At 49.2% G+C, this 21,467-nt stretch carries 22 protein-coding genes; 14 read left to right on the top strand and 8 right to left on the bottom strand.

All coding sequences use genetic code 11. The features are described 5' to 3' along the window. Positions 1-158 precede the first annotated feature (158 nt). Complete coding sequence (locus AC1MDE_RS06700; protein WP_480344420.1) at positions 159-1,931, top strand: FliC/FljB family flagellin; 1,773 nt, start codon at positions 159-161, stop codon at positions 1,929-1,931. A 63-nt stretch (positions 1,932-1,994) separates the two neighbouring features. Continuing rightward, complete coding sequence (locus AC1MDE_RS06695; RefSeq protein WP_480344419.1) at positions 1,995-2,948, top strand: HNH endonuclease; 954 nt, start codon at positions 1,995-1,997, stop codon at positions 2,946-2,948. A gap of 87 nt (positions 2,949-3,035) precedes the next feature. Here the strand turns inward: AC1MDE_RS06695 and AC1MDE_RS06690 are convergent, their stop codons facing one another. The 7 genes from AC1MDE_RS06690 to AC1MDE_RS06660 form a co-directional block, all read right to left on the bottom strand. After that, entirely contained in the window at positions 3,036-3,395 is a 360-nt protein-coding gene (locus AC1MDE_RS06690; RefSeq protein ID WP_480344418.1) for a hypothetical protein, read from the bottom strand. A gap of 159 nt (positions 3,396-3,554) precedes the next feature. Further along, a complete protein-coding gene (locus AC1MDE_RS06685; RefSeq protein WP_224931600.1) occupies positions 3,555-3,884 on the bottom strand; it encodes a type 1 fimbrial protein in 330 nt (109 codons plus the stop codon). Positions 3,885-4,427: 543 nt separating this feature from the next. Further along, the gene (locus tag AC1MDE_RS06680) at positions 4,428-5,483 is read right to left on the bottom strand and encodes a fimbrial protein (RefSeq protein ID WP_480344417.1); all 1,056 of its coding nucleotides are present in this window, start codon (positions 5,481-5,483) and stop codon (positions 4,428-4,430) included. A 12-nt stretch (positions 5,484-5,495) separates the two neighbouring features. Next, positions 5,496-8,048: a fimbria/pilus outer membrane usher protein gene (locus AC1MDE_RS06675; RefSeq protein ID WP_480344416.1), complete on the bottom strand. Its 2,553-nt coding sequence runs from the start codon at positions 8,046-8,048 to the stop codon at positions 5,496-5,498. Positions 8,049-8,104: 56 nt separating this feature from the next. Then, the gene (locus AC1MDE_RS06670) at positions 8,105-8,788 is read right to left on the bottom strand and encodes a fimbrial biogenesis chaperone (protein WP_480344415.1); all 684 of its coding nucleotides are present in this window, start codon (positions 8,786-8,788) and stop codon (positions 8,105-8,107) included. Between the two features lie 48 nt (positions 8,789-8,836). Next, positions 8,837-9,370: a fimbrial protein gene (locus AC1MDE_RS06665; protein ID WP_058959866.1), complete on the bottom strand. Its 534-nt coding sequence runs from the start codon at positions 9,368-9,370 to the stop codon at positions 8,837-8,839. A gap of 326 nt (positions 9,371-9,696) precedes the next feature. Beyond that, complete coding sequence (locus AC1MDE_RS06660; protein ID WP_480344414.1) at positions 9,697-10,407, bottom strand: PilZ domain-containing protein; 711 nt, start codon at positions 10,405-10,407, stop codon at positions 9,697-9,699. A gap of 540 nt (positions 10,408-10,947) precedes the next feature. On the opposite strand from AC1MDE_RS06660, the gene AC1MDE_RS06655 reads away from it, so the two are divergent. Genes AC1MDE_RS06655 through AC1MDE_RS06645 form a run of 3 tightly spaced genes read left to right on the top strand, consistent with a single transcriptional unit; the run spans position 10,948 to position 12,456 of the window. Beyond that, positions 10,948-11,319 (top strand): hypothetical protein, encoded by a 372-nt coding sequence (locus tag AC1MDE_RS06655; protein WP_480344413.1) that lies wholly within the window; start codon positions 10,948-10,950, stop codon positions 11,317-11,319. Positions 11,320-11,361: 42 nt separating this feature from the next. Beyond that, positions 11,362-12,060 carry a hypothetical protein gene (locus tag AC1MDE_RS06650; RefSeq protein WP_480344412.1) on the top strand — a complete coding sequence of 233 codons (699 nt, stop codon included), beginning with the start codon at positions 11,362-11,364 and terminating at the stop codon, positions 12,058-12,060. A 33-nt stretch (positions 12,061-12,093) separates the two neighbouring features. Further along, positions 12,094-12,456 carry a cell envelope integrity TolA C-terminal domain-containing protein gene (locus AC1MDE_RS06645; protein WP_480344411.1) on the top strand — a complete coding sequence of 121 codons (363 nt, stop codon included), beginning with the start codon at positions 12,094-12,096 and terminating at the stop codon, positions 12,454-12,456. On the opposite strand, the gene AC1MDE_RS06640 is transcribed toward AC1MDE_RS06645, so the two are convergent. Continuing rightward, on the bottom strand, positions 12,457-12,639 hold the full coding sequence (locus AC1MDE_RS06640; protein WP_479402567.1) for a hypothetical protein: 183 nt from the start codon (positions 12,637-12,639) through the stop codon (positions 12,457-12,459). Between AC1MDE_RS06640 and AC1MDE_RS06635 the strand changes: the two genes are divergently transcribed. From AC1MDE_RS06635 to AC1MDE_RS06595, 9 genes are all read left to right on the top strand, one after another. Continuing rightward, positions 12,629-13,597 carry an HNH endonuclease signature motif containing protein gene (locus AC1MDE_RS06635; protein WP_480344410.1) on the top strand — a complete coding sequence of 323 codons (969 nt, stop codon included), beginning with the start codon at positions 12,629-12,631 and terminating at the stop codon, positions 13,595-13,597. The genes AC1MDE_RS06640 and AC1MDE_RS06635 overlap by 11 nt on opposite strands. Positions 13,598-13,740: 143 nt before the next feature. Continuing rightward, entirely contained in the window at positions 13,741-14,463 is a 723-nt protein-coding gene (locus tag AC1MDE_RS06630) for an RNA polymerase sigma factor FliA (RefSeq protein ID WP_038646384.1), read from the top strand. Between the two features lie 49 nt (positions 14,464-14,512). Then, entirely contained in the window at positions 14,513-15,016 is a 504-nt protein-coding gene (gene fliZ, locus AC1MDE_RS06625) for a flagella biosynthesis regulatory protein FliZ (RefSeq protein WP_034824353.1), read from the top strand. A gap of 131 nt (positions 15,017-15,147) precedes the next feature. Continuing rightward, a complete protein-coding gene (locus AC1MDE_RS06620) occupies positions 15,148-16,134 on the top strand; it encodes a D-cysteine desulfhydrase (protein WP_480344409.1) in 987 nt (328 codons plus the stop codon). Positions 16,135-16,277: 143 nt separating this feature from the next. Further along, positions 16,278-17,078: a cystine ABC transporter substrate-binding protein gene (tcyJ, locus tag AC1MDE_RS06615; protein ID WP_480344408.1), complete on the top strand. Its 801-nt coding sequence runs from the start codon at positions 16,278-16,280 to the stop codon at positions 17,076-17,078. Continuing rightward, positions 17,078-17,746, top strand: coding sequence for a cystine ABC transporter permease (gene tcyL, locus AC1MDE_RS06610; protein WP_128600624.1), 669 nt, complete (start codon positions 17,078-17,080; stop codon positions 17,744-17,746). Before tcyJ ends, tcyL begins: the two co-directional genes overlap by 1 nt. Next, the gene (gene tcyN / locus AC1MDE_RS06605; RefSeq protein ID WP_034824347.1) at positions 17,743-18,495 is read left to right on the top strand and encodes an L-cystine ABC transporter ATP-binding protein TcyN; all 753 of its coding nucleotides are present in this window, start codon (positions 17,743-17,745) and stop codon (positions 18,493-18,495) included. Before tcyL ends, tcyN begins: the two co-directional genes overlap by 4 nt. A 236-nt stretch (positions 18,496-18,731) precedes the next feature. Continuing rightward, on the top strand, positions 18,732-19,820 hold the full coding sequence (locus AC1MDE_RS06600; protein WP_479402569.1) for an acyltransferase family protein: 1,089 nt from the start codon (positions 18,732-18,734) through the stop codon (positions 19,818-19,820). A gap of 409 nt (positions 19,821-20,229) precedes the next feature. Next, a complete protein-coding gene (locus tag AC1MDE_RS06595; protein WP_211728388.1) occupies positions 20,230-21,312 on the top strand; it encodes an acyltransferase family protein in 1,083 nt (360 codons plus the stop codon). Positions 21,313-21,467 lie beyond the last annotated feature (155 nt).

Below are 21,467 nucleotides of genomic sequence, written 5' to 3'. Positions count from 1 at the left end.
AAGATAAGCGTGACAGGTTGAAGAGAAAAAATTTCGCCTGGTACTAAAAAATCTCTAAAGGTTGTTTAAGCACAGACGATAACAACTTTGACGGCGCTGAAGCCGGCGGGTTGAAGCCCAAACCATAACCAAAGACTTGATTAATAGGAACTTAAACCATGGCTCAAGTAATTAACACCAACAGCCTCTCGCTGATCACCCAGAACAACATCAACAAGAACCAGTCTGCTCTGTCTACCTCTATCGAGCGTCTGTCTTCTGGTCTTCGTATTAACAGCGCTAAAGATGACGCTGCTGGTCAGGCAATTGCCAACCGCTTCCAGTCAAACATCACTGGTCTGACTCAGGCTGCTCGTAACGCCAACGACGGTATCTCTGCTGCGCAGACCACTGAAGGCGCACTGTCAGAAATCAACAACAACTTACAGCGTGTTCGTGAACTGACTGTACAGTCTCAGAACGGCACCAACAGCCAGTCTGACCTGGACTCAATTCAGGACGAAATCAAATCACGTCTGGACGAGATTGACCGCGTATCAGGTCAGACTACCTTCAACGGCGTGAACGTATTGTCTAAAGACGGCTCCCTGAAAATTCAGGTAGGCGCGAACGATGGCCAGACCATCTCTATCGACCTGAAGAAGATCGACTCTTCTACTCTGGGTCTGAATGGCTTTAACGTAAACGGTACTGGTACCATTACAAATAAAGCAGCTACTGTTAGCGATGTAACTCGTGCTGGTGGTACTTTGCAGGGTGATGGTTACTATGACGTAACCACTTCAAATACAGCACTGACCACAACTGCTGCATTTGCCAAATTGAATGATGGTGATGTTGTTTCAACGGATGACGGTACTACCGTTACAAATTATACTTACGATGCGGCAAGTAAAGCTTTTAAAACTGACGTTTCAATTTCCGGTGACCCAACTGATGCCAATGCAACAGCCAACACCGCAGCTCGAAATGCATTAATTGGTACTCTGAAGGCTGATCAAGGTCAGAGCGTTAGCGGTACTTGGACTACCAACAACGGTACTGTAAACTTCGACACCGATTCTGATGGTAAAATCACCATTGGTGGTGCTGCAGCTTATGTTGATGCAGCTGGTAACCTGACAACTAACGCAGCAAACGCTACAGCCGCAACCACAGAAGTTTTGGTAAATAACGCAGCTTCAGCTTCAGGTGTTGGTGGCAGCCTGTCATTTGGCGGCACCACTTATACTATCGGTGCAGGTAGCGCAGGTGCTGATGGTAATGTGGGCACTGGCGATGACGTTTTAGGCACAATCTCATACTCTAAATCAGTAAGTGAAGATGTCGTGCTGGCTGCTACTAAAGCTACAGGTACCAATACGACTGTTACATTTAATTCTGGTGTCCTGAGCTCAAATGTCACCTTTGCAAACGGTACTTCAGCCGACACATACCAGGATGCAGATGGCGCTATCACAAAGACCAAAGATTACACTATTTCTTATGCTGTAAACAAAGATACTGGTGCGGTGACTGTTGCTGATTACGCTGCTGAAAACAGCGCTGGCACTGCCGTTGATGACACTAAATACAAACCAACTATTGGTGCAGCGGTTAATCTCAGCTCTGCTGGTAAACTGACCACAGACACCACCAGCGCCGGTACTGCAACTACCGACCCACTGGCCGCTCTGGACGCAGCTATCAGCAGCATCGATAAGTTCCGTTCTTCACTGGGTGCGATTCAGAACCGTCTGGATTCAGCGGTAACTAACCTAAACAACACCACTACCAACCTGTCTGAAGCACAGTCTCGTATTCAGGATGCTGACTACGCAACTGAAGTTTCAAACATGTCTAAAGCACAGATCATCCAGCAGGCAGGTAACTCAGTGTTGGCTAAAGCTAACCAGGTTCCACAGCAGGTTCTGTCTCTGCTGCAGGGCTAATCGCTCTAAACTTCTTGCTTATCAAACCCCGCTTCGGCGGGGTTTTTTTATATGAGAATTAAAATGACTGATCTTTTATTATCGAATATTGGTGAGAGCCTCACTTTCAAAGAAATAGATGACAAATTTCGAACAGATGATCAGGATCCTAGGGGATTGCCTAACAGTGGATTCCTCAGACCTAATGGAAAAAATAAGTTGCCGCGTGCTATTTTTGCCAAAGCATCGCTCAATGGTTGTGTTGATAACCTGCTTTTTGTAGGTGATAAATATGATAATTACCGTCGTAATATAGAAGAGATTTTAAAGAGTAATATATCCATCTGGATTTTCCGCCGCGTCAATGATCGCGATGTAACATGGCGTGTAGTAGGAGAGGCTAAGATCGCGGCACTATTACTTCCTTCTGAAAATCAACTCAATGAAATTTTAGCTAACAGTGGGCATCAATTGAAAAAAGAGGGAGGCTTATGGCAACTTCTCAACGAGAAAAATGAGCCACAGTTTAAGGTCGCACGTTCTTTTAATTACGCATTACATCTTTCCTATCAGAATAAAAGACCCAATCTTTTCTCTGAAAGCGATGATGAGATTGGACGGAGAGTCAATCGCGAAGTTTTAGTTAGACTGGATCAGGAAAAATTAAGATCTTTATTGCTAAGCAAGTATTCAGGGTGTGTTGTGAGCGGATTAGCCTATGGAGGGAAACCAGCAACGTGGATAGAGGCTGCACATATAAATGATGATAAAAATGACGAAATGCATTTTCGATATAATACGTTAAGTAATGGACTTCTATTGCGCAGCGATTTGCATCGCTTATTTGATGCGCACGTTTTAAGCATAAATCCTGAGTTGGGTATTGCAGAGTTATTCACCCGTGATACAGAAGTTCTAAAGCATTATAAAGATATTAATGGAAATAAATGCAAGCTATGGGATCAGGTTCAATCTCTGGTGAATATGGAATTTTTAAAAAGTCACTATCAAATAAGCAGTAAGAAATTTTATTCATGAGTATTTTTCTATTCAACACCTGCATATCATGAAGATGCAGGTGTTTGTTGTCTGGATACAAGGAGAAAATGGGTAAATTACTTCATCTCAAATCCGGCTATACCCAATATCCCTTAAATCCGAACACCTTACCCTCGCCTCAAACTCTGTCGTTTTCCCACTATTCTCCAGCGAAAACGGTACCACAATATGCGTACTAGTCGCATTCAGCGTCGTCGGGTGAATATACAGCGAGCCAATTTGCACCTGAAAGGTGCCAAAAAACGCCGGATTAGCATGGTTCAGCAGGTCATCTTCAACCTGATTCTGCACGCGCTGATGATCAATATTGAGGCAGGCGAGCTGATCCTGCTGAAAGTCAGTTTTCTTCGCGTAAGCGTAAAAGCCTGCGGCACCCAATCCTAAAACCAGCAGTGAGAAAAGTGGACTGCCAAATTTGCTGTGCATCGTTTGATTTCCTTATTAGTGACACCGGAAATCATAATCAATGCAATTAGTCAGTTAATGGGTTCTGCCTATAGTTCAGGCAGAATTAAGCGCGAACTGGCGCTTTACAAATAAAAAGCCGCGATAGTGAATCGCGGCCTTTATCCATTTGTCAGGTAATTAGCGGTAGTTCACCGTCAAAATCCCTTCGCGTTTCGCATCACTCAGCCAATCCAGTTGTGCTTCAGAACGGCGGTTGTTGAAAGCGATGGTCTGCACGTCGGAAGTGGACAGTGACTGCTGATGATACTCGCCTTGCTCGAAACAGCGGCTGGTGATCGCGGCTTGATTCACATTGATACGGCAGGCAGGTTGGTAGATCTCACCACTGAAGTGCACGCGGCCTTTTCCCACCACACCAAACTGCTCGCTGGCAGAAGCGGTGCTCGCTGCACCCATCAATAAAGCAAATACCGCAACCTTGCTGAGAGTACCGATATTTTTCATCATTGTTCGCTTCCTTATGCTCTACGTTGCCGTATCAAGATGTGCAATCCGGATTAGGATTTCTCCGAAGCTGCGTCATTAATGAGGAGCATAGCCTAACCGATTGATCTGCACAGCATACTTTGACTTAAGTAACCGATGTTTTTTCCGATCAATTATCAGTAATTAATTCGCATAAACAATGAAGTGATAGTTGACTGCCTTATCGCAAATTTTTCCAGGTTGAGGTTTTTTACCTGTACTTAACAGGGAGAGGGAGTCAGGAATGCTGCAAAAATGCTGAAGTGAGTGTGGATTAAAAAATGAGCGTTGAAATAGATTGAAAAAAAGCCGCAGGATTTGGTGTGAAAAACGCACATCTTAATTGAATCGTATTTGATGGCGTTTAGCTTTGATGACTTTTGGACGTAAAAATGGCGATAAGTTGTGTCGCTACCAAAGGTGTGGAGGCTGCAGTTGATAGGATGAAGGCAAGAGGCAGATCGAGAGGTAAACAAAAGCCGGTACGCATAATACCGGCTTTGGAGGAAACACTGTGTTTCGAAGCTACTTAAAGGTCACATCCACATTCGCTGAAGCGGAGAAATCCCCTATCTTTGGGTTGCTGTTAAGCCAGCGGAGCGTGGCAATAAAGTTATTCTGCACCACCTGACCGTTGGCATAACCCAACGGCACACTGGTGTTCATCGGGATAAAACTGTCCTGATTATCAGCAGTTGAGACCGAAATACCGAAGCCACTGTTTGTGCTCGGCATAATAATATCCGTGCCGCTGGTCGGGTAAGTAGTGCTAAAGCTGGCGACGAAGGTTTGTCCCTGACAGTCCTGACCTGCATTAGTCAGGTTAGCGACCACCGCGAAAGGCACACGTTTTTCAATCACGCCCGCGCTGGCGTTGCGTGACGGCAGGCTGCCGAAATTGACCGTCGAACCGTTGTTAGAGGAAATATTTACCTGCGGTGAACAGGAGATAAAACGGATATTGCCCAGTCCGGTAATAAAGGCGCGGAAGTTGCTGTCTGGCGTGCTGTTGAGTCCTAAAACGCCATCCACCTGAAAGATTGCATATTGGCCCGTGTTGGAAATCTTACCGCTGGACGGCGGCGCGCTGCCGGTGGCTTTAATATAGATGGAGTAGTTCACCGTCACAGTTTGCGATCGCGCCGGAGACTGGCAGTAAGTTCCGCCCCAGCTGGAATATCTACGACATACCGTACCTGGGCCGACATCGGTGCGCGAACCTTTAACCGGTTTGATATCAATACTGTTATAAGTCACACCCACTTCTATCGAAGGATGGATAGACTGCATCTGGCTGAGCGGATCCCAATACAGGTAAGCATTTTCCCCATTAGGATAGCCGTTGGTATCTTCACAACTAAATGTCGAGGTGTAGTTCTGCGACCGCCACAGAATCGTCCCGGCTTTTAACGTGGCGGTAGAGACGGAAATTTCATTCTCAATTGGGATGATCTGGCGAATATTGCCGGATCCCGCTTCTTTGCAAGACAGGGCAAAACTGCTCTGAGAAAACAGGGCAGTACTCAGCGCCAGCAGCGTTAAAAGGGCGCGCATCACGCCACGAAAATGAAGAAAACGCATCAATACTTCCTTTTAATTGGGCGTGCAGCGCAGAGTGAATTCCTGATAACCGGCTTGTGAACCGTTCTCTAATTCCGGCAGCGTGATCCAGCAGTGTTCGTTATCGGAACTGCCCCAGCGCAGCTGCAGGCGTTCGCCGCTGGCCACACCGGATACAAAAGTGCTGCCGTTGGTGCCGACTACACCAAGGTTGCTACCGTTTTGATTAAATACCGAAGCACCTATCGCCGGGACATCACCATCCGGTAACTGCGCATGAATCAGCGCACTCTTGCCGCTGCGGGTTTCAAAGGTCACGCGGCTGATGGCGCCATAGGTCGGTACCACGTCTTTGACGGCCAGAGGAATATCCAGATCGGCACCAATATCATCGGTGCGCAGCGCCACGCGGTTGTGGTGATAGGCGGTGGCCGAGGTCATCACCGCATAGCCGGAACGGTTGATCGCCACCCCCGGCTGATTCTCCAGACGGACGCCTTGCGCCTCTTTGGCTTCCACTAACACCACGGTGTTTTGCAGTGGCTGCGTCAGCGTTAAGCCACCAGAATGCAGCAGTGCGCCGCCCGACAGATTAAGGTTGGTTTGTTGATAGGCATCGCTGTAGGTATAACCCAATTCAGCATTGCCCATGCTGCCCATGTAACCGACGTCGGCAGTGCTGGTCTGTCCGGCATGGTTGGCCTTACCGGTTTGCACATAATAGTTGAGGCGATTGTCATCCAGCAGGCTGCCGCTCAGACCGGTGTTATAGCTGCTGCCACTCTGTTTGCTGTCGGCCAGGTTAAAGGTGGCTGTGACCGGTTGGTTTTCGAAGGCATTAAACGGCACCGAGACCGTAAGGGATACGCTGCGATCGTGCTCGCCATAGTTGCTTTGCGTGTCCTGCAGGAACACACCGTAATTCACTTTTCCCCAGCTGCTGTTGAGTCCAGTCTGCAGCGTGCGGTCGCGGTTATCTGATCCCCAATAAGTTTGATTGGTCATTGAGGCATACACCGAGACCGGCCCGATATGCTGATTAATGGTCAGTTCCAGGCGCTGGCGTTTATTGTTGTACTGATTGGTGTAGTAGGTATTACGCTGTGTGTCCGCCCAGGCCGGCACGCCATTGGTTACTTCACTGGTGTCGGTATAGTCGTTGCGATAGCGCCCATTTTCATAGTTGGCGCGCTCGGCCACCATATCGCTAAAATCGTAATAGCCCGAAGTGGAGTAGCGATAGCCCGCAATTTGCAGTTCAGTACCCAGGGTATTGAGTGATTTGGAATAGAGAAAACGGAAACTGGCACCCTGTTTCTGATCTCCGTTGGCTAAATCAGTTTTTGACCACGCGGTATCAAAAGATGCGGCGCCGAACATGCCGAGGCTTTTCCCCATCCCAACAACCGCCGAACTGTAGTGATCGGCAAACAGCACGCCACCATAAGGCGTAATCTCATAGGGCAATCCGCGTGACAGTGTGGCCTGCACAAACTGAGGATGATAGGTGGTGGATCCATCCTGATAACGACCCAGCGTAAAGGCGTAATCCCAGATTCCTTCGCGCAGCATGTTCGCCACGGAAGAGAAGGGTACGGAGTAGTGCTGTCGCGATCCGTCAGCTTCATAAATGGTGACCTGTAAGTCACCACTTAAGGTGCTGGGATAGACATCATTTAAGGCAAATGGACCAGGTGCGACGCTGGCGCTGTAAACGGTGTAGCCATTTTGCTGCACGTCAACGCGTGCGTTGGTGCGTGCCACGCCGCGAATCACCGGCGCATAACCGCGCAGGCTGTCTGGCAGAATTTCGGACACGCTGGAGAGTTGCGCGCCCCGGAACTGAAAGCTATCAAACACGCTGTTGCTGGTACTGCTTTGACCGAACAGTAAGCGTGAGCGCCAGGAGATGATATCGGTTTCAGCCCAGGTGGAAATCGGTGTCCAGTGGCTGCGCTCCCCACTCTGTTTCTGCCACGACGAGGTATTGCGTACGCGCCAGCGGCCAAGGTTCACGCCGCTGCGTGACGACAAATAATAATATTGGCTGCTGCTCTGGCTGCCGTTGTCATGAAGACGATTATCGGAGCCATTAAAGTTGTAATTGACGAAAGCAGCATTAATGCCGTTGTCATACACCAGCGGGGAAATCGCGCCTTTTGGCACGGGAATCAAAAATACCTGCGGAACCGAGAGATCAACGCGTTGCACTGCGGCGTCATAACTGACGCTGGCATCTTTAAAGGTATTGGCTAAATCAACGCAGCTTTCCGCAGAGGTTGTCGCCGCGAGATCGACACCATAAGCAATCAACTGCTCAGCGGATAAGCAAGGCGCAATGGCTTTTTCAGGCGAAGGTTTGCGGAACTCAACATCACGATGGTCAACACGTTGCCCATTTAAGTAGATATCGAAAGGATAACGGCCTGGTAAAATATCATCGCCGGTTGCCAACTCAGATACCGTGGCCGCGTCACCGTGAATAAAGGATGTGTTAAAAGCCTCTTCTGCTGAAACAGAAAAGGCCTGGAGTAATGCAATGGTGAGAAGGGATAGCTTAACGGTATGATTGTTATTGGTTTTCATTAATCATGGTTTCGCGCTTTCATGCACCAAAGAAGAATTGCTGTGTGTCATCTTTCTTATAAAGCGTTTTGCTTTGCGGTACTGTTGCCGCCAAAGTCGTTGATATAACTTGCCTGCACACTGTTTGCTGATTCTGCGCCAGCGGGCAGTTTGATCGTCAATTTGCCGAAGGCATTCACCATATCCGCATTCACTTGCCACTGTTTGCCCGCTGCGTTTTTTACTTTCAGCACAGAGAAGGTGATGTTCAGTGGACCCGCGTTATCAACCACCAGCGTATCGTTTTGCTTATGCCATTTAAGATTTTCCACCTGTTGTTCCAACGAGGTGTTAAGACTGGCAGGACGATAAAACAGTTTGACTCGTGTGCGCACGGCGATCTGGAGCGTGTTGGCTTCTTTAGGCGCAGGGGGGATTTCCTGCACATTGACCCAAAATACCGTTTCACGATCCTGCGGCAGACCTTGTCCTGCATAAATAAAACGCAGAATGGCTTCTTTATTGCCCGCGAGTTTTAAAACGGGGGGGATAACCTGAATCGGAATATCTTTAGGAGTTTTAGTGGCATCGCCGCGATCCAACCAGGTCTGCACCATGTAGGTGTCATTTTGGTCGTTACGGATGTCCAGTGAGGCAGATTTCGCATTACCGTTGTAAATAACGCGACTTTCATCAACCTGAATACCTGCAGCGGCGCTCGCAGAATAAACAAAGAGTACTGCTGCAAATAACTTTTTCATGTTTTCACTCACTGGACGACTGCCATCCCTGGCGATTGCTGATTTAAATTACTTGTATTCGATGGTGAAGCTTGAGCTGGCGTTGGCTTCGCCCGGCGTTACGGTTTGGTTGAACGATTTGTAACGCGCTTTCAGGTTAAATACCGCAGTACCGTTTGGTGTGGTGGTATTGCTGCTTGATGCTGTAACCCAGGCGGTGTTGTCATCAGCAGTCTGGTTAATTGGCAGCACTTTCTCGTTGTTATCCAGGATTTCGATACCGACACCCGTCGCTGCGCTGACTGCCAACAGGTTAGGATTGCCCGCTACAGTTGGGCCATCAAAACGCAGGGTGTAGCTGCCGCTGTCGCAGTTCGCCAGGTTGATGGAGAAGGCTTTCGAAGCGGTCACATCGCCAATTTTGCTGAAAGCGGTGGTAGGGTATTTACCGATGAAAACTTCTTTGTTGGCATCAGTTGAATTCACGGTACAGGTAGATTTCACGATGCTACCGGTGAATTTTACGGTGCCGTTGGTTGCGTGAGCGTTCATGGTCATCAGAACCAGTGCAGCTGAAGCCAGAGGCAAAAGAATCTTTTTCATCAGGTACTACTCCAAAGTGGGAATTCTGTTGATTTTTGTTATCCCGATTCCGACTTCGCTGCATTCAATCAGCGCGTGGCCAGTGATTCGTGATAGTCATTAGGAAAACTCTTAACTGCCGATGACTATAAATTTCTGGCCCTGCGTGATTGATAGTTGTTAACACTTAATTTTCAAAAAACTATCGGTATAAACATTTTTAGCTTGTTTACATTTGCGATAAGTACAAATTCAACTAATATTTTCACGCCAAAATATGCTGGTAAAATTAAGTGATTAGTAACAATGAGTTGTATTCTTGTTATGGCTGGATATGTAAAGCTCGGTTAACGAGTTCGCTGTAAGCGTTTGATATCGAGGATCAGTTCCATCAGCACCTCTTCCATGCGACGAGTCAAAACAACGCTAGGTTTGGCGAAGGCGCAAGAGAGCGAGAAGTAGTTTGACTGAGCGCTGTCGGCATCAAAATGCGTGATTTCTTTCAAATTGAGCAAGGTCAAATCAACAGGATACTGGCCGTAATTTTGCAGGTTTAACACCATGCTCTTAAGCAACATGCCAGGTTTGGTCAGCGTTGGCAGTGTGCCAGAACAAATTAATTGCACGCCTCGTAACGAAAGATCTTTTATCGCCATCCGGTGAACATAGCCATCACGAAAACGCCCTTCGCAAATAAAACCGAACTGGTCTGGGATCGTCACACGAACACTGCTGCGGCGTTGTGTGATAGCAATTTCAGAAGGAAAGGAAAAAGTCAGGCGATGGAGCGTAGCTGAACGCGCAATCAGTTGAGAATTAAATGCGATTTTCTCAGTAGTACCCTGAATCACCATGATAAAGGGGCTATCAAGCGCAACTTCATCGAGTTCGGCGATGATCTGAAAACCACTTAAGTCGAGCTCGATAAAGTTACTGCTGATAATTTTACCATCATGCATAAATTCAACGCTGCCATTGCGTTTTTTTGCCTCGCGCAGCATTGCCAGTATTTCATAGCGATCGGATTTCGTGACTTCCTTGTAACTCGCGTTGTCCATAATTGCATCTGTCCTTAACCAACAGCCAAGGGAAAACCTGACCGAGTGGCAGGTTAACCTTATGATTTAAAATTATAATTAGAATGCTTCCGTGTTTTCTCAGTGAGAGGGGAGAATACAGGTTGCGTAGCAGTGACGAATAGATATACGCAATTGAACATGCTCCGGAATTAACCAGCCGGTAGCGATTCAATGGCTAAAAATACCCATGAAATCATGGTTCAAGAGGTTTCGTCCTGCGGGTCTTCTTTTTTAAAATGCCTGTGCAGTGTCTGCAATGTCAATTGAAAACGTAAAGGAATTGTATTCTACCTACTAATATTAGTAGGTGGTGCAGAAGTTTATCCCATCAGTTTTTGATGAGTTTTAAGTAGAGTGGCATCCTGTCAGAGCGCGTGGTTATTGAGTTTTGTTGCGAATCCTAAAGCATGAAAGTTTATCATGGTTAACATTTGAAGTTGTTTAGACTGTTACAAGAAGCACTTTTTGTTAAACCTGTTTTTGCGCAGTTAGCGTTAGAATCCGGAAAAATTTAATTAAATGGACTTTGTGATGGGGAAGAAACTATTTATTCCTTTGCTGGCTGTTGCCGGCTTCGGATTGGCATTCGCGAGTTATAGTGGTTGGGACCAGAATAACCAGGTTCAGCAAGATCAATTAACGTGCCCATTAATCAAGCCAGAACAAATTGTGGGTAGCGTTGAACGCGACCTATTGAATAAACCGGCTGAAGCCTTTTTTCATAAAAGTCGGATTACTATCGGCGCTCTGCATATCGATAGCGAAAGCATTCAACTTGAGCAGGGGACGCATTATTCAGTGTTTTTCACCATAACAGGAAGAATGGTGAGGAAGTATGTGGCGTCAGTAAGATGTTCAGATTTAAATGATATTTCTTATAATGAATTATAATTATATTTAACTTTCTATTTATTTTAGGGCAAGGCTGCACCTGTGCGTGATATAGAATTAACCCGATCTTATTTTTATCAGGATGAGATTTTAAATACTGAATTGCATTTTTATATCCATCACGTAGTAATACATTTTCAATCTAATGTTTTTTTATTGACGCCCCCTGAAAAAGGGAAATTAAAAAATACATTACTCATCGCAGATGGGCCGCGATGGCGTAAACTGTCTTTCGTGTGGCTTGATGAAATAACGAGTATTTTTAAGGTGTTAAGCTTCACTCCGCAAACCAAATCTGCCATGCTTGCACAGAAGCGCAGCCTAAAAATGATCCATCAGAATGGCACCGATGTTGACTACTCTCTGCCCGGGTTAGGATCACTGGTGGAGAAAACACTTATTACTAACAACACTGTGCTTACCTGCAATCATAGAGGTAGTCAGGTAACGCATTCTTCAGGGCATTGGCTTACTGTTAACTATCACGGTGAAGTCGAATATGGTTTACGGCGATTTAACCAAAGTATTAAGTGCCTTGGCAATCCGCTTAAAAATTTTACCGAAAACGGCAAAGTGAATCAGCACAACAGCGGTCTGGATTTTATAACTCTGGCTGCAATGATGAATTCACATTATTCATTCAATCAAATGAATGATTTTCAGCGTGTGCAGAAGTCAGATTCCGATCGTTATCTCGCCAGACATCATGATGTGCTCGATCTGGCGGCAAATCTGTTATAAATGACATTTGATTAAGTTCACAGGGCGTGATCAATGAAAATTCTTCCTTTTGCAGTTATGTTACTCGCGGGTTGTGCACCGATTAAACACCCCCGCAACCACGTTGATAGGCCTGCTGCAACCGTCGCCACCGATCTCAAAAGCTATTATGACGCCGTCCACTTTGCTATCCAGACCCAGTTTTTTGACGCCGACCATTACATCGGCAAAACCTGTCAGATAGACATTGATTTGGACGATAAAGGGCAACTGAGCGGCTTACATATGCGCACCGGTGATTTATCGCTCTGTACCGAAGCGTTGTATGCGGCTAAGCATGCTGAACTGCCGGCGCCGCCTTCGGCAGAAGTGCATGAGAAGACCAAACATATGGTGATCATGTTTGCCCCGCAGTGATTATTCCTGCATTAAACCAAATTTGATTTCATCAGCGATGATGATTTCCTCCAGCACCCTATAAGGCAAGAAAAGTAACCAACCTGTTACAGTCCCAACTAAAAATGCCGATAACTTCCCCAGAATCATTCCAATTTTTTCGCACGACTTTTTTTCTGTTTCTGGGGTGTCTATGCGCTTCAATTATGACTTGTTACCGGGTGAGCTACTGACCTTCGAAGAGATCGCGTTGCGCTATGCGCAGCAGCATCCTGATGAGAAAGCACTCACCGCACGCGGGTTGCTGAGCCCGTCGACCAGCTTTCGCAATTTGGTGATCCGTGCAGTATTCGCGCAGGAGGAGATCAACAGTCCGTTAGAGGATCTGCTGTTCGTCTCTGACGATAACGAGCGCAAAAACTATCTGCGTCGTTTTGAGCACTATCTCAAAAGCCAGCAGGCTTTCCTTTATTTCCGCCGTAACGATGAAATAAAGAAGGAAGGGCGCTGGAAGGTGGTGGGTGAAACCCAGGTGTACGCCATGCTGGATCCGAATTCGGCAGAAGCGCAGAACCTGCTCACCAGTCGGGGCTTCAAGCTGGTGTTGATGCGACAGACGGAAGAGGAGGAGTACTGGCAGCTGTTCGATCCCCATGCGCACCCTTGCTTCCCACTGTCGCGCAAAATTCAGTTTCTGGTGGTGCTGAGTACGCCGCAGCATAAAGTGCCGACGGCGGTGATGCCAGGCACAGAAGTCGGGCGGCGCGTAAAGGCGAAAGTGTTCCAGCGTGCCAGCCAGGCAGAGTTTAATTCAGCCGTTAAAGCGCGCTATGGCGCCTGTATTATTACCGGCACGCAGCTTACAGAACGTCACAGCTGGCCGTGGGTGGAGGCCTGCTATATCGATACACAGGAAAATGAAGAAGGTTTTCTTGCCGATAACAGCGTCGATAATGGCTTGTTCCTGCGCAGTGACTTACAGCGATTGTTTATCAATAAAATGATAAGTATCGACGCGGAATCCGGGCAGGTGATGTTTAATCCGCTACTCGAAACTGAAGCGCCGATAAGCGATTTTTATCAGGCACTTGATGGTAAAACCTGTGCATTATGGGACGCGGTGCCGCCTGGCACGCGGCTACGGCTGAAAAACCTGCGTTAAAGACACCAACGATGGCGGTGCATTCCACCGCCATCCATAACAAATTTGAAATAACCTCGCTTTTGCCCGCCTATTCTGCCAATCGAAACCCCTACAGAATTGGATAATCATGCCGATAACTTTATTAACGCAGGGTAGTCACCGTGAACGATCTCTATACGCCCGAAGGCGTGATGGATAAACATTCGCTCTGGCAGCGCTACGTTCCTCTGGTGCGACACGAAGCGTTGCGCTTGCAGGTACGTCTGCCAGCCAGCGTTGAGCTTGACGATCTGCTGCAGGCCGGTGGCATTGGTTTATTAAATGCCGTGGAGCGCTACGATGCGCTGCAAGGCACCGCCTTTACCACTTATGCCGTGCAGCGTATCCGGGGCGCAATGCTGGATGAACTGCGCAGCCGCGACTGGGCACCTCGCAGCGTGCGTCGCAATGCGCGCGAAGTGGCCGGTGCGATGCATCAGGTAGAACAAGCGTTGGGGCGCTCGGCTACTGAGCAGGAAGTGGCTGAACAGTTGAATGTTTCGCTGGAAGAGTATCGGCAGATTCTGCTCGATACCAATAACAGCCAACTCTTCTCCTACGACGAGTATCGGGAAGAACACGGTGACAGTGCGGAGCTAGTGACGGAGGGGCATGAAGAAGCCAACCCGCTTCATCAGTTAATGGAAGGAAACCTGCGTGATCGCGTGATTGAAGCCATCGAGGCATTGCCCGATCGTGAAAAATTAGTGCTCACACTGTACTACCAGGAAGAACTGAACCTGAAAGAGATTGGCGCAGTGCTGGAAGTGGGGGAATCCCGCGTCAGTCAACTGCACAGTCAGGCGATTAAACGCCTGCGTGCCCGGTTAGCGGGGGCGCGCTGACAGACTCAGTACCTGGCATCGAAAAAATAAAAATACCGGGGACTCAGCAATGGGAGCCAAAGCCAAAGCCAGACCTTTAAGTCGTTATCTTAAAGACTATAAACACAGCCAAAGCAACTGTTCACATTGTGGCAAAGTTTTAGATCGTATGGCGTTAGTGTTTCGTGGACAGATCATCAATAAAGAGGCCATCGCGCGGATGGACCAGATGATTGATGACCAGGTATGGATGAAACTCCAGCCGGAACTGACCGCGTTATGTCGTTTCTGCAGCGATATTTTTTGTAATACCCATCCTAATTACTTCGATATTATGGCGTTCAAACAGTATCTGTTTGAGCAGACCGAGATGAGTCACAGCACCATTCGCGAGTATGTGGTGCGGCTGCGTCGTCTTGATGACATGCTGAAAGCGAAAAATTTCCCGGCCGACAGATTACGGGGCAACAGCTGGCATGAATGTCTGGAAAACGATTTGCCGGATGCGGGTAACAACAATTACCGCATCGCACTGCGTAAATATGACCAGTTTTTAGGCTGGCAGCAGGGCTGATTGTGATCCTGCCCTTGTTGTTGCTGAGCATAGCAGCAACAGGGGCCGCACTCGCAGAATTCCGGGTGCGACTTTTCTCATCTTCTGCAACACTGTATGGATAATTGCACATTGCCCGAATGGAGGCTGCATTGTCTTTACATCTCTTGCACCAGTTCCCACGTCTTGAATTACTCGGTGCACCCACGCCGCTTGAGCATCTGCCACGGCTTTCTGATTATCTCGGTCGCGATATTTTTATTAAGCGTGATGACTTCACGCCCGTGGCCATGGGCGGCAATAAACTGCGTAAACTCGAATTCCTGGCGGCCGATGCGCTGCGCGAGGGCGCGGATGTCCTGCTGACGGCGGGCGCGATTCAATCCAACCATGTGCGCCAGACGGCGGCGGTGGCGGCGCGCCTTGGCCTCAAGTGTGTGGCGCTGCTGGAAAATCCGATTAGCACGACCTCAGAAAACTACCTCACCAACGGTAATCGCCTTATGCTTGACCTGATGGACGTCGAGGTGGTGATGGTCGATGCGTTGCACAATCCCACTGAACAGCTGGCCGAACAGGCTGAACGTCTTGAAGCCCAGGGTTTCCGTCCTTATGTTGTGCCGGTTGGCGGTTCCAACGCACTGGGCGCGCTCGGCTATGTGGAGTGCGCGCAGGAGATCGCGCATCAAAGCGAGGGCGTGGTGGATTTCACCGCTGTGGTGGTGGCATCAGGCAGCGCTGGCACCCATGTGGGCTTAGCGGTGGGGCTGGAGCAGTTGTTGCCGGAAACGGAGCTGGTGGGCGTGACGGTTTCACGCAAAGTTGAGGCGCAGTTGCCGGTGGTAGAGCGCATCCGCAGCGCGCTGGCTGAACAGCTGGAAGTGCAGACGCACGCGCCGATCACGCTTTGGGATGACTATTTCGCGCCGCGTTACGGTGAACCTAATGATGAAGGCATGGAAGCGGTGAAACTGCTGGCGCGTCTCGAAGGCATCATGCTGGACCCGGTCTACACCGGTAAAGCGATGGCCGGATTGATAGATGGCATTGCGCAGAATCGTTTCCGTCGTGAAGGGCCGCTGCTGTTTATTCATACTGGCGGCGCGCCTGCGTTATTTGCTTATCATCCTTCGGTCTAAGGCTAAGATAAAAAAGGTTTATAATCCGGCAGCTGTTGTTCTGGCCTGAAATGGGCCTGAATGCAGCGCCAATAACGAAAAGGCGGCAAACCCCGGTTTCGCTGCCTCATAGCACACAACACATCACAATAAATGGGGTAAACATGGCTTTCTCTCCAATTCGTCGCCAACTGGTGATGGGCATGATGGCGGTCGCGCTGGTCGCGGGCGTTAACGTTAAAACGTTCGCCGCAGAAGATCTGCTGGCACAGATGAAGAGCAAAGGTGAGCTGCGCGTGGGTCTGGAAGGCACCTATCCGCCGTTCAGTTTCCAGGATGAGAGCGGCAAGCTGACCGGTTTCGAAGTGGAGTTTGCGCAAGAGCTGGCACAACACCTTGGCGTCAAAGCGGACCTGAAACCGACCAAATGGGATGGCATGCTGGCGGCTCTGGATTCTAAGCGCATCGACGTGGTGATCAATCAGGTAACGATTTCACCCGAGCGTAAGAAGAAGTATGACTTCTCCACGCCATACACCCTCTCTGGCGTGCAGGCGCTGACGATGAAGAAAAACGCTGGCAGCATCACCAAGCCAGACGATCTCTCCGGTAAGAAAGTCGGTGTCGGCCTGGGCTCTAACTACGAGCAGTGGCTGCGCGACAACGTCAAAGGCGTCGATATCCGTACCTATGATGATGACCCAACTAAATACCAGGATCTGCGTTCAGGTCGTGTTGATGCCATTCTGGTGGACCGTTTAGCGGCACTGGATCTGGTGAAGAAAACCGGCGACACCATGGCGGTCGCGGGCCCGGCCTTCTCCCGTCTGGAATCCGGCGTGGCACTGCGTAAAGGCAATGATGACCTGCTGAAAGCCATTGATGCGGCGATTGCTGACATGCAGAAAGATGGCTCGCTGAGCAAACTCTCTGAGAAATGGTTCGGCGCGGACGTCACTAAATAATGCAGGAAAGCCTCCAACTGGTGCTGGATTCAGCACCATTTTTACTCAAAGGCGCGCTGTTCACGCTGCAGCTGAGTATCGGCGGGATGTTCTTTGGCTTGATACTCGGTTTTGTGCTGGCGCTGATGCGCCTGTCACATTTCTGGCCGATTAACTGGCTGGCGCGCATCTATGTGTCGATTTTCCGTGGCACGCCGCTGATCGCCCAGCTGTTTATGATCTACTACGGCTTGCCGCAGTTCGGTATCGAGCTGGATCCTATCCCATCAGCGATGATTGGTCTGTCACTCAATACCGCCGCTTACGCCTCTGAATCCCTGCGTGGCGCGATTGCGGCCATTGAGCGTGGGCAGTGGGAAGCGGCGGCCAGTATCGGCATGACGCCATGGCAAACCTTGCGCCGCGTGATCCTGCCGCAAGCGGCACGTACCGCCTTGCCACCGCTCGGTAATAGCTTTATCAGCCTGGTAAAAGACACCTCGCTGGCGGCCACCATTCAGGTGCCGGAGCTGTTCCGTCAGGCGCAATTGATCACCTCACGTACGCTGGAAGTGTTCACTATGTATCTGGCTGCCTCGCTGATTTACTGGGTAATGGCGACGGTGCTGTCGGCATTGCAAAATCGCCTGGAAGCGCATGTGAATCGACAGGATCGGGAGGCAAAATGAGTGCGATTGAAGTACGTCAGCTGGTCAAGCAGTTCCACGGCCAGACCGTGTTGCACGGCATCGATCTGGATGTGGCACCGGGTGAAGTGGTGGCGATTATCGGGCCAAGCGGTTCGGGGAAAACCACCTTGCTGCGCAGTATCAATCTGCTGGAAGTGCCCGATAGCGGCCGCGTTACGGTGGGTAATATCACCATTGATGCCAGTATTGGGCTCAACAAGCAGAAAGAGCAGGTTCGCCGTTTGCGTCAGCAGGTGGGTTTCGTGTTCCAGAACTTCAATCTGTTCCCGCATCGTTCAGTGCTGGAGAACATCATTGAAGGGCCGGTGATCGTGAAGGGTGAACCGAAAGCAGAAGCCGTGGCGCGAGCCCGCAGCTTGCTGGAGAAGGTCGGTCTGCACGGCAAAGAGGAGAGCTTCCCGCGTCGTCTGTCCGGTGGACAGCAGCAGCGTGTCGCCATTGCGCGAGCGCTGGCGATGCGACCGGAAGTGATTCTGTTCGATGAGCCGACTTCGGCGCTGGATCCTGAGCTGGTGGGTGAAGTGCTGAATACCATCCGCGCGCTGGCGCAGGAGAAACGCACCATGGTGATCGTCACGCATGAGATGAGTTTTGCGCGTGATGTGGCCGATCGGGCGATCTTTATGGATCAGGGCCGTATCGTGGAGCAGGGCGCAGCGAAAGAGCTGTTCAGCCATCCGCAGCAGGCACGCACCCGACAATTTCTTGACAAGTTTCTTAACCAATAGTCTCAAGCGTCGTCTGGTTCTGACGGCGCTTTCTCTTTTCCCATCTGAATCCCATCTCTCAGTTTCCTCTGAAAATTGTCAAAGAACTTTTAATTAACCACCTGAAAAATAATATTTTATTTCCTATAAGATTTTGCTGGCAATGAGCAGAAGGATTTTTAAGACGCCCCCGATTGAGACATCTTTGTAAATATAAATAATTCTTTACAAATTCATGGCGCAAACAGGATCATAAAATGACACATGCCAGAAATGAAGTCCTCTGGATCAACACGTTAAAAGGTGCCTGCATCTTGCTGGTGGTGTTGCACCACTCGATTATCACCACTTTCGCTCCCTCACTGCATCACCTCACGGCCGGCATGGTGCCTGCGCACTGGTGGGTGACCTTCAATACCTATCTTTCACCGCTGCGTATGCCCGCTTTTTTCTTTGTCTCAGGCCTGCTGGCGGCCAGTTCGATCGTCAAGAAGAGATGGAAAGAGGTGATCACCAAGAAGTTCAGCAATATCGTGTATCTCTATTTGCTGTGGGGGGTGATTCAGTGGCTGAGCATTCACTATATCTCCACACACCTCGGTGAGCGGCTGTCCAGCACCAAAAACGCTGCCTATGCCGACACGCCGTTTGAGTTCCTTAAACTGCTGCTGACTTCCATGACCAGCCTCTGGTATCTGTACGCGCTGGCGGGCTTCTTCCTGTTCACCAAGCTGTTCCACCGCCAGAAAATGGCGCTGATGGCACTGGCGATTGTCGCGACCTACGCTGCGCAGTTTAGCCTGATCCCTGGTTGGGGGCCGGCCAGCGTGGCGCAAAACTATCTCTACTTCCTGCTCGGCGTATTCTTCAGCCAGTCTCTGATTGAGATTAGCCAGCTTAAGCGCCAACACTGGCTACTGCTGGCAGGCATCGCGGTGATTGGCGTGGTACATCATGTGGGGGGCATCTATAAAAACCCGTTCTACAGCCTGCTGACCATCGTGTTTGGTATCGTCGTGTGCCGTTTCCTCAATGAGCGCCTGAACATGGCGTGGCTGAACTGGATTGGCCGTAACACGCTGCAGATTTACGTACTGCACCGCATCTTCATCGAGTTGCTGGGACTGAGTGCGATTGCCCTGGCGTTGCATTACGGCTGGTTTGGTCATGCGGCCTTCAGTTGGGCATGGGCGCTGCTGATGCCGATGACGGGCGTGGCGCTCTGCGTGACGATCTCACTGGCGGTGTGGTCACTGCTGAATCGCGGTCCAGGCAGAATGTTATTCATCTATCCGCGACTGTTGCGAAAACCAGTGCCAGAGACAAAAGCGGCACCGCTGCAATAATCAAATAGGGCCAGTTCGCTGGCCCTAATTATTTTCTCTTAGCACAATATTAATATCCGCGTTTATCCATCTGCCACATTTCATAATTATCCGAATAAAATTTGATTTTAATTTGGTTTGTTTGTGGTGGATTGCTCTTAATTTCCCTGTATTAATTGCTAACCTTATTTCCCTCGTCATACCCTTAGTGACTCTAATTTGGGAAGATATTGTTAGCCTGCTTAGCATTTGATTAATGTCTGGAACTGTAAAGTATTGTTATATCAGGACCAGTAAAAAACTTTTAGGACTTTCGCTAGAGTCATCACCCGCCAGCTTGTTTAATAATCGTTGAATAACCAGAAATGCATCATTGTTTATTTCCTCATACTTCTCCTTAAAGACCTACACAGCAGCGGGAGTTAATCATATGAATAACGCCAGGAAAGAAGATATTGCATGGGTCAATACCCTGAAAGGGGCCTGCATATTGCTGGTGGTGTTGTACCACACCGTATTACCCGGATTTGAAGGAACGGTGAAATTATTGACGGCGGGTTGGATACCGGCAGAAATATGGGTGCAGTTTAATACTGTTTTATCTCCGCTGCGTATGCCAGCCTTTTTCTTTGTTTCGGGCTTGCTGGCAACCAACGGGATTCTTAATCGTCCGTGGAAGCAGGTATTTACCAGTCGTATTACCAATCTGTTCTATCTCTATATTTTATGGGGCTTTATTCAGTGGTGGTCGATTGTGGGCATCTCCACAGAGATCACCGGTCAGCGTATCTCACACAACCTGAATGCCGCCTATGCGGGTTCACTGTTTGAGTTCCTGAAACTGACGTTTATGGCGATGAGCACCTCGTGGTATCTGTACGGACTGGCACTGTATTTCCTGTGTGCGAAGATCTTCCACAAACAGAAAGTGGCGTTGCTGGTGGTCGCGGTTGCGCTTAACTATCTGGCGGTGGAGAAGATCATTCCGTATTGGGGACCGCAAAGCGTGGCGCAGTACTTCCTGTTCTTCCTGCTGGGCGCGTTCTGGAGCCCGCTGATGCTGCGTATGAGCGAATGGCGTCGTGAAAATCTCGTGCCATGGGCGCTGCTGGCGGCGGTATCAGGCATTCACATTATCTTTGGTCTGGATAAGAGCCTGTTCCTGTGCATCATCGCGGTGCTGGCGAGCGTGGCGGCCTGCCGCTGGCTTAACGCGCACTTTAAGATGACGTACTTTAACTGGATTGGCCGTAACACCCTGCAAATCTACGTGATCCATCGTATTTTCATTGAGTATTTTGGCATGTCAGCGATTCTGTTCGCTCAGCGCCATCATCTGTTTGACTATGCCTGGTTCTCCGTGTTGTGGGCGTGTTTCTATCCGGTGGCGATTGTGGGGATTTGCTCGCTGCTGTCGGTGGCGGTGTGGTCTGTCACCAATCGCGGGTTGGGGCAGTCGCTGTTTGTCTTCCCGACCTTGATTGGTATGAAGCGCAACAAGTCTGTGGCTTAAGCTCAAAGTACAAAACAGTAGCGCCGCAACAAGTGGATATACTCGTCGCGGCGCGCCATGAAAAAGGGCCCATGTGGGCTAATGCCAGTCAGTTAAGCCTGACTGGCATTTTTTCTTCTGGCTGTCGGATATTTATAGGGTCTCTCTTTCACCAC

Source organism: Pantoea folii, from assembly GCF_056678875.1.
The sequence above is the reverse complement of the archived record's forward strand: the minus strand, read 5'-3'. Positions and strand labels throughout refer to the sequence as shown.